At 66.9% G+C, this 16,121-nt stretch carries 16 protein-coding genes and 1 pseudogene; 10 read left to right on the top strand and 7 right to left on the bottom strand.

All coding sequences use genetic code 11. The features are described 5' to 3' along the window. Positions 1 to 34 precede the first annotated feature (34 nt). The gene (locus SHTP_RS01885; protein ID WP_012396590.1) at positions 35 to 565 is read left to right on the top strand and encodes a hypothetical protein; all 531 of its coding nucleotides are present in this window, start codon (positions 35 to 37) and stop codon (positions 563 to 565) included. A gap of 15 nt (positions 566 to 580) precedes the next feature. Here SHTP_RS01885 and SHTP_RS01880 read toward each other — a convergent pair whose 3' ends face one another. After that, positions 581 to 2,716 carry an acyl-CoA dehydrogenase family protein gene (locus tag SHTP_RS01880; protein WP_096369607.1) on the bottom strand — a complete coding sequence of 712 codons (2,136 nt, stop codon included), beginning with the start codon at positions 2,714 to 2,716 and terminating at the stop codon, positions 581 to 583. 281 nt (positions 2,717 to 2,997) lie between these two features. Between SHTP_RS01880 and kstR the strand changes: the two genes are divergently transcribed. Beyond that, positions 2,998 to 3,600 (top strand): cholesterol catabolism transcriptional regulator KstR, encoded by a 603-nt coding sequence (gene kstR / locus SHTP_RS01875; protein ID WP_011741789.1) that lies wholly within the window; start codon positions 2,998 to 3,000, stop codon positions 3,598 to 3,600. Positions 3,601 to 3,606: 6 nt separating this feature from the next. Here the strand turns inward: kstR and SHTP_RS01870 are convergent, their stop codons facing one another. After that, on the bottom strand, positions 3,607 to 4,686 hold the full coding sequence (locus SHTP_RS01870; RefSeq protein ID WP_096369606.1) for an Rv3575c family transcriptional regulator: 1,080 nt from the start codon (positions 4,684 to 4,686) through the stop codon (positions 3,607 to 3,609). Positions 4,687 to 4,778: 92 nt separating this feature from the next. On the opposite strand from SHTP_RS01870, the gene SHTP_RS01865 reads away from it, so the two are divergent. The 8 genes and pseudogenes from SHTP_RS01865 to SHTP_RS01830 all read left to right on the top strand — a co-directional run bounded on the left by SHTP_RS01865 (position 4,779) and on the right by SHTP_RS01830 (position 11,891). Next, positions 4,779 to 5,687, top strand: coding sequence for a metal ABC transporter solute-binding protein, Zn/Mn family (locus SHTP_RS01865; RefSeq protein ID WP_096369605.1), 909 nt, complete (start codon positions 4,779 to 4,781; stop codon positions 5,685 to 5,687). Between the two features lie 8 nt (positions 5,688 to 5,695). Next, complete coding sequence (locus SHTP_RS01860; RefSeq protein ID WP_096369604.1) at positions 5,696 to 6,514, top strand: metal ABC transporter ATP-binding protein; 819 nt, start codon at positions 5,696 to 5,698, stop codon at positions 6,512 to 6,514. Continuing rightward, positions 6,511 to 7,363 (top strand): annotated as a pseudogene (locus SHTP_RS01855) (metal ABC transporter permease). Before SHTP_RS01860 ends, SHTP_RS01855 begins: the two are co-directional and overlap by 4 nt. Positions 7,364 to 7,497: 134 nt before the next feature. Next, positions 7,498 to 8,166 (top strand): sensor domain-containing protein, encoded by a 669-nt coding sequence (locus SHTP_RS01850; protein WP_420866683.1) that lies wholly within the window; start codon positions 7,498 to 7,500, stop codon positions 8,164 to 8,166. 62 nt (positions 8,167 to 8,228) lie between these two features. After that, positions 8,229 to 8,930: a sensor domain-containing protein gene (locus SHTP_RS01845; RefSeq protein ID WP_231991691.1), complete on the top strand. Its 702-nt coding sequence runs from the start codon at positions 8,229 to 8,231 to the stop codon at positions 8,928 to 8,930. A gap of 18 nt (positions 8,931 to 8,948) precedes the next feature. Next, positions 8,949 to 9,707, top strand: coding sequence for a LamB/YcsF family protein (locus SHTP_RS01840; RefSeq protein WP_015357436.1), 759 nt, complete (start codon positions 8,949 to 8,951; stop codon positions 9,705 to 9,707). Continuing rightward, entirely contained in the window at positions 9,707 to 10,627 is a 921-nt protein-coding gene (locus tag SHTP_RS01835; RefSeq protein WP_096369601.1) for an MBL fold metallo-hydrolase, read from the top strand. The genes SHTP_RS01840 and SHTP_RS01835 overlap by 1 nt, the downstream gene beginning before the upstream one ends. Before the next feature lie 22 nt (positions 10,628 to 10,649). Further along, the gene (locus SHTP_RS01830; protein WP_096369600.1) at positions 10,650 to 11,891 is read left to right on the top strand and encodes an SLC13 family permease; all 1,242 of its coding nucleotides are present in this window, start codon (positions 10,650 to 10,652) and stop codon (positions 11,889 to 11,891) included. Between the two features lie 22 nt (positions 11,892 to 11,913). Here the strand turns inward: SHTP_RS01830 and rlmB are convergent, their stop codons facing one another. From rlmB to carD, 5 genes are read right to left on the bottom strand one after another with little or no spacing between them, the layout of a single operon-like run. Beyond that, positions 11,914 to 12,846, bottom strand: coding sequence for a 23S rRNA (guanosine(2251)-2'-O)-methyltransferase RlmB (gene rlmB / locus SHTP_RS01825; protein WP_011741799.1), 933 nt, complete (start codon positions 12,844 to 12,846; stop codon positions 11,914 to 11,916). Next, on the bottom strand, positions 12,847 to 14,253 hold the full coding sequence (gene cysS, locus SHTP_RS01820; protein WP_096369599.1) for a cysteine--tRNA ligase: 1,407 nt from the start codon (positions 14,251 to 14,253) through the stop codon (positions 12,847 to 12,849). It lies immediately after the preceding gene. A gap of 57 nt (positions 14,254 to 14,310) precedes the next feature. Continuing rightward, positions 14,311 to 14,808 (bottom strand): 2-C-methyl-D-erythritol 2,4-cyclodiphosphate synthase, encoded by a 498-nt coding sequence (gene ispF / locus SHTP_RS01815; protein ID WP_012396603.1) that lies wholly within the window; start codon positions 14,806 to 14,808, stop codon positions 14,311 to 14,313. Then, positions 14,805 to 15,488: a 2-C-methyl-D-erythritol 4-phosphate cytidylyltransferase gene (gene ispD / locus SHTP_RS01810; RefSeq protein ID WP_096369598.1), complete on the bottom strand. Its 684-nt coding sequence runs from the start codon at positions 15,486 to 15,488 to the stop codon at positions 14,805 to 14,807. Before ispD ends, ispF begins: the two co-directional genes overlap by 4 nt. A gap of 16 nt (positions 15,489 to 15,504) precedes the next feature. Beyond that, positions 15,505 to 15,993 carry an RNA polymerase-binding transcription factor CarD gene (carD, locus tag SHTP_RS01805; protein ID WP_003419482.1) on the bottom strand — a complete coding sequence of 163 codons (489 nt, stop codon included), beginning with the start codon at positions 15,991 to 15,993 and terminating at the stop codon, positions 15,505 to 15,507. Positions 15,994 to 16,121: the final 128 nt, after the last annotated feature.

Genomic DNA, 16,121 nt, shown 5'->3' with positions numbered 1-16,121 from the left:
AGTTCACCCAGACGGGTCGACGAGAGGACGCACGATGAGGCGGCTGATGACAGGCCTGGCGATTCCCGCGCTGATGCTCACCTTCTTGCCCAGTCCCACCTCGGCCGCGGCCAGCAATACCGCCACCACCCTGTTCCCGGTCGATGAGACCACCCAACTCGAGACGCACTCGTTCGTCGACTGCCACCCCAACGGCAGCTGCGACTTCGTCGCCGGAGCAAACCTGCGCACCCCAGAAGGCCCGACCGGCTTTCCGCCCGGGTTGTGGGCACGTCAAACCACCGAGATCAGGTCGTCGAATCGATTGGCTTACCTGGACGCGCACGCCACCAGCCAGTTCGAACGGGTGATGAAGCAGGCCGGCTCCGACGTGATCACCACCGTCTACTTCGGCGAGGGCCCACCCGACAAGTACCAGACGACCGGCGTGATCGACTCCGCCAGCTGGGAAACCGGCCAGCCGATGACCAACGTGAATGTCTACGTGTGCACGCACATGCAGGTGGTCTACCCCGGGGTCAACCTCACCTCCCCCAGCACCTGCGCGCAGACCAACTTCTCCTAGCGCTCCCGGCGGCAGCTAGCGCGGCAGACCCAGCAGCCGTTCGGCCGCCACGGTCAGCAGGATCTGTTCGGTGCCACCGGCAATCGTGAGACACCGGGTGTTGAGGAAATCGAACACGGCACGGTTCTCCACCAGACCGCCGCAGGCGGACACATCCATCATGTATTCGGCCAGCGCCTGGCGATAACGCACTCCGATCAGCTTGCGCACGCTGGATTGCGCTCCCGGATCCCGCCCGCCCATGACCAGTTGGGCGATGCGCTGATCGAGCAGTGCACCGGTTTGGGTGGCAACGATCAACCTGGCCAGCCGATCCTGCTGGCCGGTGTCGAGTTCCAGCTCGGCCAGCACCTCGAGCAGCTCTTCCATCGGGTTGCCCAGCGCCGTCCCGGTGGCCATCGCGACCCGCTCGTTGGCCAGTGTGGTGCGGGCCAGCCGCCAGCCGTCGTTGACCGCTCCGACCACCATCTGGTCGGGAATGAACACGTTCTCCAGAAAGACCTCGTTGAACAACGAGTCGCCGGTGATCTCACGCAGCGGCCGGATCTCGATCCCCGGCGCGGTCATGTCCAGCAGGAAGTAGGTGATGCCCTTGTGTTTCGGGGCGTCCGGGTCGGTCCGGGCCAGGCACACGCCCCACCGGGCTTTGTGCGCCGCGGAGGTCCATACCTTCTGTCCGGTCAGCAGCCAGCCGCCGTCACCGCGGACCGCCTTGGTGCGCAGTGACGCCAGGTCCGAACCGGCACCCGGCTCGGAAAACAGCTGACACCAAAGGAAGTCACCACGCAGGGTGCTCGGTACAAAGCGCGCGATCTGTTCGGGCGTGCCGTGTTCGAGGATGGTGGGCGCCGCCCACCACCCGATCACCAGATCCGGCCGCACCACGCCGGCCGCCGCCAGCTCCTGGTCGATCAGCAATTGCTCGGCCGGGGATGCGCCGCGCCCGTAGGGCGCCGGCCAATGCGGTGCCAGCAGGCCGGCTTCGGCCAGGGCGACCTGACGCTTTTGCTCGGGCAGCGCGGCAACGTCTGCGACGGCCGCGGCGATCTCGGGACGCAGGTCGGCCACCTCAGAAAGGTCGATGTCGAGGCGACGACGCACACCGGCCTGGGTCAACGCGGCGACGCGGCGCAGCCAGCGCTCGGCGCCGCCGAGGAATCGGCCGATGCTGTGGGCCCGGCGCAGATACAGATGAGCGTCGTGCTCCCAGGTGCAGCCGATACCGCCGAGCACCTGAATGCAGTCTTTGACATTGGCCTTCGCGGCCGAAATGCCGATGCCGGCGGCCAGCGCCGCCGCGAGTGCGAATTGTTGGTCGTCGGACTCCGCGGCCGCCCGGGCCGCGTCGGCGGCGGCCACGTCGGCCTGCTCGGCCCGGCAGAGCATCTCGGCGCAGAGGTGCTTGATGGCCTGGAAGCTACCGATCGGCTTGCCGAACTGCTCGCGCACCTTGGCGTAGGCCACCGCGGTTTCCAACGCCCACCGGGTGACCCCGGCCGCCTCGGCCGCCAGCACGGTCGCGGTCAGATCCTCGACCCGCTGCCCCAACTCGCCCAGCGACAGCGCCGGCGCCGCGGCCAGTACCACCCGGGCCAGCGGCCGGGAAAAGTCCGTGGCCGCCAATGGCTCCACCGCCACCCCCTCGGCGGTGGTGTCGACGAGCAGCCAACTCGCCCCGGCCGGCAGCAGCACCACGCCGCCGGCGATAGCGCCCAGTACCAGCGGGGCGCTACCCGAGGCGAGGGAGGTGTTCTGGTCGAACTGCAGCTCACCCTCGAGCGCCAGCCCGGCGAACCGGTCGCCCGACGCCAGTGCGGCCAGCAACTGGGGTTCGGCGCCGCCCGCGGCCAGCATCGCGGTGGCCACGGCGGTGCTGGCCACCGGCCCCGGCACCAGCGCCTTGGCCGCTTCCTCGATCATGGCGCACAGGTCCTCGATGGTGCCGCCGGCACCGCCGTGGTCCTCCGGAACCGCAACGCCGAACAGACCCAGTTCGGCCAGGCCGGTGAACACCGGGCGCCAAGCGTCGGCGTTTCCCCGCTCAATTTCACGGCTCGCGGCGGTCGGAATCTCCCCCGCGGCCGCAGTTCGGGCCCAGTCGCGCACCAACTCGCGCGCCGCCAACTGTTGGTCGGAGAGAATCGCTACCACCTGCAGTCCTCCGCGTCATCAAATTCACATTGCTCGAACATGTCCGAGAACCGTTCATACTTACTAGAACGTGTTCTAATAGTGCAGACGACCAACGTCAAGTTGGTGGCCATTAGGCCAGTACACGTCGTTGTCCCGGCTACGCGGAGGTGAGAAATTTACGCACAACATGCGTATCGTTTTGCAGCGATCCGCCCGGGAGAGGAGTTGCCCGCCAGATGTCGCCAGCGAACACCAACCCTGGCCGTGCTGCCGACGCACAACCTCGTGAGGTCGTGAAGGTGGCAGTACTGGCTGAATCAGAGCTGGGCTCGGAGGCACAGCGGGAGCGCCGCAAGCGCATCCTGGACGCCACCATGGCCATCGCCTCGAAGGGCGGCTACGAGGCCGTGCAGATGCGTGCCGTGGCCGACCGGGCCGACGTCGCGGTCGGCACGCTGTACCGGTACTTCCCGTCGAAGGTTCATCTGCTGGTGTCGGCGCTGGGCCGCGAGTTCAGCCGCATCGACGCCAAGACGGACCGGTCGGCGATGACCGGCGGCACGCCGTTTCAGCGGCTCAACTTCATGGTCGGAAAACTCAACCGGGCGATGCAGCGCAATCCGCTGCTCACCGAGGCGATGACACGCGCCTACGTGTTCGCCGACGCATCTGCGGCCACCGAGGTCGACCAGGTGGAAAAGCTCATCGACAGCATGTTTGCCCGGGCGATGGCCGACGGCGAGCCCACCGAGGACCAGTACCACATCGCCCGGGTGATTTCCGACGTGTGGCTCTCGAACCTGCTCGCGTGGCTGACCCGGCGCGCCTCGGCCACCGACGTCAGCAAGCGGCTGGATTTGGCGGTACGGCTGCTGATCGGCGATCAGGAGGCGACCGCCTAACACCGGTCAAGCCGGCGGGCCCGCGGTGCGGCCCCGGATCAGCTCGGTATCGAGCAGCTCGACGACCGGCAGACCGGATCGCGGCGGGTTCTGCAGCAGCTCCCCGGCGCGGCGGCCCTTTTGCAGGCTCGGCTGCGACACCGTCGTCAATCCCCGGCTGATCGCTTCGGGCACGCCGTCGAACCCGGTCACGGTCATCTGCCCCGGAACATAAATGCCGTGCCCGCGCAGGTAATCCATGGCCGATAAGGCCAAGATATCCGCCGTGCACATCAAGGCCGTGATCCGCGGGTTGGCTTCCAGCGCCACCTTGGCCGCGTCGCCACCCGAGGTCGGCAGGTGCTCGTAGCTTTCCACCACGGTCAGCGATTCCGGATCGACACCGGCGGCGGTCATCGCCTCCCACACGCCCGTGATGCGCTCACGCTGCACATCGAAAGTCGGCGACTTGAGCCGCTCGGCATCGACCAGATCTTGGCGCCGGTCCCGGCCCAGGCGCATGGTCAACAGCCCGATCTGACGATGCCCCAAGCTCAGCACGTAATCGGCGATCTTGCGCATCGCCGCCCGGTCGTCGATGCCCACCCTGGACACCCCGGCCAGCTCCTTGGGCTGGTCGACCACCACCACCGGTAGCCGGCGCTGCAGAACCACCTGCAGGTAGGGGTCGTCGTCGCGGACCGAGTACACGACGAAACCGTCCACCCCGGCATTGAGCACTGCCGCGGTGCCATCTTCGAGGCTCCGGCTGGCACCGACGGCCACCAACAACAGCCCCTGCCCCAGCTCCTCGCAGGATTGCGCCACACCGGTTACGAAGTCGCGTGCCGCGGGGTCGCTGAAGAAGTAGGTCAGCGGCTCGGCCATCACCAAACCGACGGCGCCCGCTTTTCGAGTCCGCAACGAGCGGGCCACCGGATCAGGCCCCGGATAGCCCATCCGCTTGGCCGTGGCCAGCACCCGTTCACGCAGTTCGGCGGAGAACTGGTCCGGCCGGTTGAAGGCATTCGAGATGGTGCTGCGCGACACCTTGAGTTCGGCTGCCAACGACGCCAGAGTCGCACGCCGCCGCGGAGTGGGACTCACGTTCGGTGAGGCTACAACGCCCCCGGCCGCACGGCCACGCGACGCGACCAGTCGAGTTTCTAATGGAAACGGTTGTCATTACTATTAGTGGTATGTTGCGGGTCAGGGTGGCACACGGGTTCTCGGCCATCCTGCTATCCGTGCTCGGCGCAACCGGTGTTGCGACGTCCGGAACCGACCACGACGCGCACCCCGGCGCGGCCGCGGTGGTGGCATCAACCGATGTCTGGGGCAGCGTGGCGCGCGCCGTCGCCGGAGGACATCTCGCGGTGAAGTCAATCCTCACGGGCGCGGCTTCGGACCCGCACTCGTATCAGGCCAGTCCGGTCGACGCCGCCATGATCGCCGACTCCAGCCTGCTGATCTACAACGGCGGCGGCTACGACCCGTGGGTGGACAACATGCTGGCCAACCATCCGGCCATCAACGCAATCGACGCCTACTCCCTGCTGGGAACCGATGCGGCACGCCCACCCGACGAGCACGTCTTCTACAACCTGCACGTCGCCAAGTCCGTCGCCGCCACGATCGCCGAACGGCTGGCGATCATCGACCCGGCCCATGCCGCCGAATACCGGACCAACGCGGTCGAGTTCGGCCGCAACGCGGACGCCATCGTCGATTCCGAACGCGCCATCGGTGCCGAGCACCCGGCCGTAGGGGTCATCGCGACCGAACCCGTGGTGCACTACCTGCTAGCGGCCTCCGGACTGGTCAATCGCACCCCGGCCGCATTCGCTCAGGCCAATGAGAACGACAGCGATCCGGCACCCGCCGACCTCGCCTCGGTGCTGACCCTGATCGACCGCCGGGAGGTCGCGGCGTTATTGGTCAACCCGCAGACCGCCACCGCCACGACCGCCGGTCTGCAGGCCGCCGCGCACCGGGCCGGGGTGCCCGTGGCCGAAGTGTCCGAGACCATGCCGATCGACACCGACTACCTGACCTGGCAGCGCAACACCGTCGACCAGCTGGCGGCGGCGTTGCGGTCCGGCCGCTAGGCACGTCCTTGAACCAGTCGAACCACCCGGCAATTGCGCTGCGCGGTGCGCGGCTGGCATTCGGCGATCGGGTCCTGTGGGAGGACCTCGATCTGTCGGTGTCACGCGGCGAATTCATCGCCGTGCTCGGGCCCAACGGCACCGGCAAGACCTCGTTGCTCAAGGTGTTGCTCGGCGAACTCGCGTTGAGCGCAGGTGTGGCGCTGGTGGACGGCGCCAGGCTCGACACCGGTCGAACGCGCCGCGGCCATATCGGCTATGTCCCACAGCACCATCCGATCGACCGGGAGGTGATGCTGCGCGGGCGCGACCTGGTCGGGCTGGGTGTCGACGGATGCCGGTGGGGTGCGGTTGCGTTGCGCTCGGGCGAGCGGGCCCGTCGCCGCGAAGCCGTGCAGCGGGCGCTGCAGCAGGTCGACGGTGAGCGGCTTGCCGACGTCCGGGTGGGGCTGATGTCGGGGGGCGAGCTGCAGCGGATACGCGTCGCCCAGGCACTGGCAAGCGACCCGTCGTTGCTGCTGTGCGATGAACCGCTACTGGCCCTCGACCCGGCCAACGCCAACCTGGTCGCCACCCTGCTCGATCGCCGTCGCCGGGAGGCCGCAACCGCGGTCATGGTGGTCACCCACGAGGTCAACCCGATCTTGCCGTACGTGGACCGGGTGCTCTACCTGGTCGACGGGCGATTCCTGATCGGCACCGTCGAGCAGGTGATGACCAACCAGACCCTCTCGACGCTGTACCGCGCCGATATCGAGGTGATCAAAGTCGTCAAGGGTCCCCACACCCGCTATCTGGTAGTCGACGCCCAGGACGGGCTCCGATGACCAACGACCGGCTCGTCGACATGCTGGACCATCTGTTCGCGTTCGACATCACCGCCCACCTACTCAGACACGACTTCGTCCAGCAGGCGCTGATAGCCGCCGCGTTGCTCGGGCTGGTGGCCGGATTGATCGGGCCGTTCGTCGTGATGCGCCAGATGTCGTTCGCCGTTCACGGCTCGAGCGAGTTATCGCTGACCGGAGCGGCGTTCGCACTGCTGTCCGGGTTGCCGGTGGGCGTCGGCGCGCTGGTGGGCAGCGCGTTGGCGGCGGCACTGTTCGGCATTCTGGGCCAGCGTGCCCGCGAGCGTGACTCGGTGATCGGCGTCGTGCTGGCGTTCGGGATGGGCTTGGCAGTCCTGTTCATCCACCTCTACCCGGGACGGACCGGAACCAGCTTCGCGCTACTGACCGGCCAGATCGTCGGCGTCGGCTATTCCGGCCTGACCATGCTGGCGCTGATCTGCGTTCTTGTCGTCGCGGCGCTGGCGATCTGTTACCGGCCGCTGCTGTTCGCCACCGTCGACCCCGAGGTCGCCGCGGCCCGCGGCGTCCCGGTGCGCACCCTGAGCATCGTTTTTGCCGCCCTGGTCGGTGTGGTGGCGGCTCAGGCGGTCCAGATCGTCGGAGCCCTGCTGGTGATGTCCTTGCTGATCACCCCGGCCGCCGCGGCCGCGCGAGTGGTCACCGCACCGGCCGCGGCGATCCTGACCTCGGTGGTTTTCGCGGAGGTGGCGGCCGTGGGTGGCATCGTGTTGTCCCTGACCCCCCGGGGTACCGGTGTCGGTGTTTGTGGCCACCATCTCCTTCCTGATCTATCTGATTTGTCGACTGCTGGGGCGCCACCGCTGAGGCAGCGTTTATCCTGGTCGCACACGGTCGTCAAGCCGGGTGCACCGACTTGCGGCCGTCGTTGGGGGTCGTGAGGGGAGGGAATAGTGCGCCAGCGAGTCGCCGCGCTAGCCGCGCTGGTGGGAGGTGCGGGCATGCTCGTCACCGGTTGCACCAACATCGTCGATGGCAATGCAGTGGCCGCGGATATGTCGGGGCCGTTGAACCAGACTCCGATCGCCGTTTCAGCGCTGGACGATCTCCTGCTCGACGTCAGCCAGATCGACAGCGCACTGGGCGCGACCTCGATGAAAGTCTGGTTCAACGCCAAGGCGATGTGGGACTGGAGCAAGAACATCTCGGACAAGAACTGCTTGGCAGTCGATGGCCCCGCCCAGGACGAGGTGTACGCCGGCACCGGTTGGACCGCGATGCGAGGCCAGCGGATGGACGACAGCGTCGATGATTCCAAGCGACGCAAGCACTACGCCATTCAGGCCGTTGTGGCCTTTCCCAGCGCCCACGATGCCAGCGCTTTCTACAACTCCTCGGTACACAGTTGGGGCAACTGCTCGAATCGCCGTTTCACCGACGTCAGCACGGACCAACCCGACACCATCTGGACGGTCTCCGACGTCGTCAATGACAACGGCATGCTGAGCACCTCCCAGGTCCAGGAAGCCGGCGACGGATGGACCTGCCAACGGGCTCTGACCGTGCGCAACAACGTCGCCATCGATGTGGTGACGTGCGCCTACAGCCAATCGGGTTCGGTGGCGGCCGATGTTGCGCAACAGATCGCGGCCAAAGCCGCCAAACAGTAGGCCCGCAGCGGGCCATGCAGGTAACCGGCTGGGTTCCCCACCTGAGGCTGGCGCGGGGCGCGATGACGCTGGCAGCGACGGCCGCTCTGGCGCTGGCCGGCTGTAGCACCACCGTGGCGGGCACCGCCTTGCCGGCCGCCAACCTGGGCCATGCCCCCACCACAACCACCAGAGCAGCGCCACGCATTGTGGCGGCGGCCGCACTGGAGGGAGCACTGCTGACTCAGCAACAAGTGGTGGCGCTAGTCGGTGGAACCAACATGTCGCTGGTCGGCGCGATTACCGGCACAGCCGACGGGTCCAAGGTCGTCGACGATCCCACCTGCCTGGGGCTGGCGTCGATCGCCGACACGTCCGTCTACGCCAACAGCGGCTGGGTCGCGATGCGCGGCAACCAGATGACCAGCCCCAATGTCGTACAGGCCGACGTCACACAGCTACTCACATCGTTTCCCGTCGCCGCCGATGCCGCCGCATTGCTGCAACGCGCGCGCCAGGACTGGCAGGGCTGCGCGAATCGGCGATACGGCTTTCACTCTTCCAACGGCAACCACAGCTACTTCAACACCGGACCTGAGATCGCCAGCGGCTCGCGCATCGAGGTGTTGCTGCGCCAACAGGAAGACCCCCGATGGACGTGTTCACACGCGATGGCGTTGCAGGACAGCGTGCTCGCCGAGGCGCGGGTCTGCCTGATGAGCAAAAACACGACCTCGGCGCTGGAAAACCTCATCGACCAGGTGATCTCCCGGATACCCCAATAGTCCCCATAAGCTAGGCACGTGCCCTATATCGACCTCAACGCCGACTTGGGCGAAGGCTTCGGCATTTGGCAGTTGGGCGACGACGACGCCATGCTTGGAATAGTCACCAGCGCCAACGTGGCGTGCGGCTTTCACGCCGGAGAACCTGCCGGCCTGCTTCGCGTGTGCCGGGCGGCCGCCGAGCGGGGGGTGCGGATCGGAGCCCAGGTGGGCTATCGCGATCTTGCTGGCTTCGGCAGGCGTTTCATCGATGTGGACCCGGAAGATCTGGTCGCCGAAGTCGTGTACCAGATCGGCGCATTGCAGGCCATAGCCCAGTCTTGTGGATCCACGGTGTCCTACGTCAAACCCCATGGCGCCCTGTACAACACCATCGTGACCCACCGGGACCAGGCGGCCGCCGTCGCCGAGGCGGTACGGATGGTGGACGCCACGCTGCCGGTGCTGGGGATGACGGGCTCGGTGTTTTTCCAACAAGCGACCGACCTTGGGCTACGCACGGTCGCCGAGGCGTTCGCCGATCGCGCCTACCGGTCCGACGGACAACTGGTCTCGCGTCGCGAGCACGGTGCGGTGCTGGCCGATGCCGCGGCGATCGCGCAGCGGGCGGTGTCCATGGTGGCCTCGGGCAAGGTCACCGCGGTCGACGGCACGCAAGTCCCGATCACCATGGAATCGATTTGTGTGCACGGGGATTCGCCCGGCGCGGTGCAGATCGCGACGGCGGTGCGGGACCGGCTGACGGCGGCCGGCAACGAGATAAGGGCGTTTTGCTGATGCGTCTTCGATTCGGGCGGCCCGACCTCAAGCGCTATTCACATCGGTTTGGCGTTCCCGCTGCCAAGCCCGATGCTCCGCTCTCGGCGATGTGGATCGGTGTGTCGACAATGCTACTCGACGACGGCTCATCGGCGCTGATGACCGACGGATACTTCTCCCGGCCGAGCCTGGCGCAGGTCCCTGCCGGCAAGCTGGCGCCATCGGCGGCGCGCGTCGACGGCTGCCTGGCCCAAGCCAAGGCGTCGGAACTGGCGGCCGTCATACCGGTGCACACCCATATCGACCACGCGATGGACTCCGCACTGGTGGCCGACCGTACCGGCGCGCTGTTGGTCGGTGGCGAATCGGCGGCCAATATCGGGCCCGGCTACGGGCTGGCCGAGGATCGCCTGGTGGTGGCTGTCCCCGGCCAGTCGATGGAGTTGGGCGCCTACGACGTCACCCTGATCGAGTCGCACCACTGCCCCCCGGACCGATTTCCCGGGTTGATCAGCGAGCCGGTGGTCCCACCGGTAAAGGCGTCGGCCTACCGCTGCGGTGAAGCCTGGTCGACGCACATCCACCACCGACCGTCGGGGCGGCGGCTGCTGATCCAGGGCAGCGCCGGATTCGTCGCCGGCGCGCTGGACGGCTACCGCGCCGAGGTCGTCTACCTCGGCGTCGGCCAGCTGGGGCTGCAACGGCGGTCATACCTGATCGACTATTGGAACGAAGTGGTGCGCGCGGTCGCGGCACGCCGCGTGGTCCTTGTCCACTGGGACGACTTCTTCCGCCCGCTGTCAAAGCCGATGCGGGCCTTTCCTTATGCGGCCGACGATCTGGATATGTCCATCCGTATTCTCGATGAGTTGGCTGCACAAGACGGCATCCCGTTGCAGATGCCGACCGTGTGGCAACGCGAGGATCCCTGGGTGTAAAGACGTAAAGAGCTGCTGAAACTTGACACTAACGGTTGCGCTGCTACTGCTAGCGGTAGTCCTCGCGTTTGCGGTAGCACGTCCGCGCGGGTGGCCCGAGGCGGTGGCCGCGGTTCCGGCGGCCGGCATCTTGATCGCGATGGGCGCCATCTCGCCGCAGCAGGCGGCGGCACAGGTTTCCGGGTTGGCCGGAATGGTCGCCTTCCTCGGCGCGGTGCTGGTCCTGGCCAAACTCTGCGACGACGAAGGCCTGTTCGAGGCCGCGGGTGCCGCGATGGCGCGGTCCAGCCGCAGTTCACACGGGCTGCTAGGCCAGGTTTTCGCGGTAGCCGCGCTGATCACCGCGGCGCTGAGTCTGGATGCCACCGTGGTGCTGTTGACGCCGGTGGTCCTGGCCACCGTGCGCAGATTGCGAACACCCGTTCGGCCATATGCCTACGCCACGGCCCACTTGGCCAATGCCGCCTCGCTGTTGCTGCCGGTGTCAAACCTGACCAACCTGCTCGCCTACCGTGGGGCCGACATCTCGTTCACCAAATTCACCCTGGTGATGACGTTGCCGTGGCTGTTGGCGATAGCTGCGGTGTACGTGATCTTCCGCTGGTTCTTCGCACGGGATCTGGTCGCAGAGCCCAATCGTGAGCATGTGGGGCCACCACCGCGGCCGCCGGTGTTTGTTTTGGTGGTCGTGGCGCTGACGCTGGTCGGGTTCGCCACCGCCGAGTCGCTGGGCGTGGCGCCCGCATGGGCGGCCCTGGCCGGTGCCTCCGTACTGGCGGTGCGCAGCCTGCGCCATCGCCACACCTCGGTAATCGAGATTGCCCGCTCGGCCAATGTGTCGTTCCTGGTGTTCGTGCTGGCGCTGGGGGTGGTCGTTCAGGCCGTCATGCTCAGCGGAATCGCTGACAAGATGTCCGCGGTGGTGCCATCGGGATCGGGGCTGACGGCGCTCCTGGTGATCGCCACGGTGGCCGCGCTGCTGGCCAACGTGGTCAACAACCTGCCCGCGACGCTGGTATTGATGCCGTTGGTGGCGGGCAACGGTCCGGCTGCCGTACTGGCGGTGCTGATCGGGGTCAACATCGGACCTAACCTGACCTATGTAGGTTCGCTCTCGAATCTGCTGTGGCGGCGGGTACTGCGCCAGCACAACGTCGAGGCCGGGGTCAGCGAGTACACCCGACTCGGGTTGTGCACAGTCCCGGTTGCGCTGGTAGCCGCGGTGATCGGGTTGTGGGTCAGCGTGCGACTGCTGGGCCTGTGATCGAGCTGGTGCGCGGCCGGCGTCAGGTTCTGCGCTGACGGGCGATTTCGGCGAGCACCACACCGGCGGCCACGGAGGCGTTCAGCGATTCGGTCGGGCCGGCCATCGGCACCGATACCACCTCATCGCAGGTCTGCCGCACCAGCCGGGACAGCCCCTTGCCTTCCGAACCGACGACCACCACGATCGGGTCGCTGCCGTCCAGGTCGTCGATGGCGGTGTCGCCGCCGGCATCCAGGCCCACCACCCGCACGCCGCGATCGGCCCAATCCTTCAGGGCTCGGGTGAGATTGGTGGCCCGCGCGACCGGCATCCGGGCAGCCGCCCCGGCGCTGGTGCGCCACGCTACCGCCGTCACCGAAGCCGAACGACGTTGTGGGATTAGCACGCCGTGGCCGCCGAAGGCCGCCACCGAACGCACGATGGCGCCGAGGTTGCGCGGGTCGGAGATGTTGTCCAACGCGACCAGAAGCGCTGGCGGCGTATCCAATGCGGCAGCCAGCAGATCATCGGGATGGGCGTAGTTGTACGGCGGCACCTGCAGCGCGATGCCCTGATGAAGATGGTTGGCGGTCATCCGGTCCAAATCGGTCCGGGGCACTTCGAGAATCGGAATTCCGGAGTCGGCGGCTCGAGAGACGGACTCGGTCAGTCGCTCGTCCGCTTCGACACCAAGCGCGACGTAGAGCGCCGTCGACGGCACGCCGGCCCGCAGGCATTCCAGCACCGGGTTGCGGCCCAGCACGGTTTCGGTTTCGTCAGTGCGGCCTCGGGCCGGCCGGCGCTGCTGCGCTTTGGCCCGCTTCGCGGCGGGGTGGTTGGGCCGCATGTGTGCCGACGGCGTGGGACCGCGCCCTTCCAGACCACGACGGCGCTGGCCGCCGGACCCGACGCTGGTGCCCTTCTTGGTGCCCGACTTGCGTATCGCTCCCCGGCGCTGAGAATTACCAGCCATCTACTTACCGTCACCACCCAACAGCCACTGCGGTCCGTCGGCGGTATCGGTGACCTCGATACCGGCGTTCTTGAGGCGGTTGCGAATCTCATCGGCCAGCGCCCAGTTGCGCTCTTCGCGCGCCTTCTGGCGGTTCTCCAACTCGGCCTGGACCAGCACGTCGACGGCCGCCAACGCGGCCGACGTCTCGTCCCGAGATTCCCAGCGTTCGTCGAGCGGGTCGCAGCCCAGGATGCCCATCATCGCGCGAATTGAGCTTGCGCTTTGCAGCGCTGCATCGTGGTCCCCGGCGTCGAGCGCGCGGTTGCCTTCGGCGCGGATGTGGTGAATTTCGGCCAGCGCGATCGGGACCGAAAGATCGTCGTCGAGCGCTGCGGCGAATCGCGGCGTCCAATCACCCACAACGACGGCACCGACCCGGCTGCGCACCCGGTGCAGGAACTCCTCAACCCCGACGTAGGCGTTCACCGCGTCCTGCAGGGCGATATCGGAGAACTCGAGCATCGACCGATAGTGAGCGCTACCCAGGTAGTAGCGCAATTCGGCCGGGCGGACCCGCTGCAGCATGGTCGGAATCGCCAACACGTTGCCCAGCGACTTGCTCATCTTTTCCCCGCCCATGGTCACCCACCCGTTGTGCAACCAATAGCGGGCGAACCCGTCGCCGGCGGCCCGGCTCTGCGCAATCTCATTCTCGTGATGGGGAAAGATCAAATCCATCCCACCGCAATGGATGTCGAACTGTGCGCCGAGGTAAGTGCGAGCCATGGCGGAGCATTCCAGGTGCCAGCCCGGGCGCCCGCGGCCCCATGGCGTCGGCCAGGACGGCTCGCCCGGTTTCGCACCCTTCCACAAGGTGAAATCGCGCTGGTCACGCTTACCGGTCGCCACCCCCTCGCCCTGATGGACGTCGTCGACCTTGTGCCCGGACAGCTGGCCGTAATCGGGATAGCTCAGGACATCGAAATAGACGTCGCCACCACCGGCATAGGCGTGGCCCCGTTCGATCAGCCGCTCGATCAGCTCAACCATCTGAGTCACGTGGCCGGTGGCCCTGGGCTCCGCTGACGGCGGAAGGACGTCCAGCGCGTCGTAGGCCGCGGTAAACGCACGCTCGTAGGTGGCGGCCCATTCCCACCACGGGCGCTCGGCAGCGGCGGCCTTGTTGAGGATCTTGTCGTCGATGTCGGTCACATTGCGGATGAAGGCGACGTCAAAACCCCGCGCCATCAGCCAGCGCCGCAGGATGTCGAAGGCAACCCCGCTGCGGACGTGACCGATGTGGGGAAGACCCTGCACCGTCGCTCCGCAGAGGTAGATGGAGACGTGGCCCTCGCGCAGCGGAACGAAATCACGCACGGCACCTGCCGCCGTGTCATGTAACCGCAAGCCGGCACGTTCGGTCACGGCGTGCCAGCTTACCGCCTGCGCGATATGCGATGGCGGCAAGCGTCGCGCTGAGCCCTACTGGGATCCCAGCGGATCACGCAGGGAAACCACCAATGCCGTCGCGATCGCGGCCAAACCTTCGCCGCGTCCGGTCAGGCCAAGTCCGTCAGTGGTGGTGGCCGATACCGACACCGGGGCGTTGAGCAATCGGGACAACACCGCCTGGGCCTCGTAACGTCGCCAGCCGATCTTCGGCCGGTTGCCGACCACCTGCACGGAGGCGTTGCCGACCCGATAGCCGTGCTGCGTGATCAGCTCGACCACATGACGCAGCATGGTGGCGCCGCTGACCCCTTCCCAGCGTGGATCACCGACGCCGAACACGTCACCGATGTCGCCCAGCCCGGCCGCCGACAACACGGCATCACACAGCGCATGCGCGGCGACGTCCCCGTCGGAATGCCCGGCGCAGCCGTCGGCGCTCGGGAACAGCAGCCCCACCAGCCAGCATGGTCTTCCGGGCTCGATCGGGTGAACGTCAACACCCAGGCCCACTCGGGGTAGGCCGTTCACCCGCGCACAACCGCGTGGGCCAGCAACAGATCGAGACGGTTGGTGATCTTGAACGCCAGCGGGTCGCCGGCAACCACGTGCACCTGCCCACCGACATGCTCAACCAGCGATGCGTCATCGGTGAAGGCGGAGACGCCCGCGTGTCGGTAGGCGCGCAGCAGCAGTTCGGTGGAGAACCCCTGCGGGGTCTGCACCGCCCTCAGCCCCGCGCGTTCCGGCGTACCCAGAACCACCCCATTGGCATCCACAGCCTTGATTGTGTCAGTGAGCGGCAGCACCGGTACGACCGCGGCATGGCCAGCCCGCAACATGTCGACCAACCGCACGACCAGTGCCGGCGGCGTCAGCGCCCGCGCAGCGTCATGGACAAGTACGAATTCCGGCGAGACGCCGGCAGACAAGGCGGACAAGGCCCGGCTCACACTTTCGGTGCGATCGGCGCCGCCGGCCACAATGGTGGCCTCGCGGCCCAGGATCAGCTTTGCCTCGTCGGTGCGATCTGGGGGTACCGCCACCACGACGGTGTCCACCACCCCGGATTCGAACAAGCCCCTGACGGCTCGCTCAACCAGAGTTTGACCTTCGAGTTGATAGAACGCCTTAGGCACGCCAGCCGCGAGCCGCTGACCCGACCCTGCGGCCGGAACAATCGCGGCGACGCCCTGGGTTCCCCCGGCCACCTAACGACTCGGGATATCAGGAAGCGGCGGCCAAAACCTCGTCGAGGATTGTTTCCGCTTTAGCGTCATCGGTGCTTTCGGCCAGAGCCAGTTCGCCGACCAGAATCTGGCGGGCTTTTGCCAGCATGCGCTTCTCGCCGGCCGACAGGCCGCGCTCCTGGTCGCGACGCCACAGATCGCGAACCACCTCGGCCACCTTGTTTACATCGCCCGAAGCGAGTTTCTCCAGGTTGGCCTTGTAACGACGGGACCAGTTGGTCGGCTCTTCGGTGTGCGGGGCGCGCAGCACCTGGAAGACTTTGTCGAGACCTTCCTGACCGACGACATCGCGAACTCCGACGTACTCAGCGTTCTCAGCGGGCACTCGAACCGTCAGGTCGCCCTGCGCCACCTTCAAGACGAGATACTCTTTTTGTTCCCCTTTGATGGTCCGGGTTTCGATCGCCTCGACTAACGCAGCACCGTGGTGTGGGTAGACAACGGTGTCACCGACCTTGAAGATCATCTGATTTAGGCCCCTTTCGTCACTCCATGCTAACACGCCCCCCTAACGACTGCGGTCCAACGGTGCAGGTCAGGGGCATCGCGGCTCAACATTGGGGGTTGACAGGAGGTGCAAGACGTGCATCGTCC

This window comes from Mycobacterium ulcerans subsp. shinshuense (assembly GCF_002355775.1).
GTDB lineage: Bacteria > Actinomycetota > Actinomycetes > Mycobacteriales > Mycobacteriaceae > Mycobacterium > Mycobacterium marinum.
This window is presented reverse-complemented; position numbering and strand designations above follow the sequence as displayed.

Excerpts from the sequence above, each read along its gene's own strand:
- SHTP_RS01885 (WP_012396590.1), top strand. The coding sequence starts at position 35 with ATGAGGCGGCTGATGACAGGCCTGGCGATTCCCGCGCTGATGCTCACC.
- SHTP_RS01865 (WP_096369605.1), top strand. The coding sequence starts at position 4,779 with ATGTTGCGGGTCAGGGTGGCACACGGGTTCTCGGCCATCCTGCTATCC.
- SHTP_RS01850 (WP_420866683.1), top strand. The coding sequence starts at position 7,498 with ATGCTCGTCACCGGTTGCACCAACATCGTCGATGGCAATGCAGTGGCC.
- SHTP_RS01845 (WP_231991691.1), top strand. The coding sequence starts at position 8,229 with ATGACGCTGGCAGCGACGGCCGCTCTGGCGCTGGCCGGCTGTAGCACC.
- SHTP_RS01835 (WP_096369601.1), top strand. The coding sequence starts at position 9,707 with ATGCGTCTTCGATTCGGGCGGCCCGACCTCAAGCGCTATTCACATCGG.
- rlmB (WP_011741799.1), bottom strand. The coding sequence starts at position 12,846 with ATGGCTGGTAATTCTCAGCGCCGGGGAGCGATACGCAAGTCGGGCACC.
- carD (WP_003419482.1), bottom strand. The coding sequence starts at position 15,993 with ATGATCTTCAAGGTCGGTGACACCGTTGTCTACCCACACCACGGTGCT.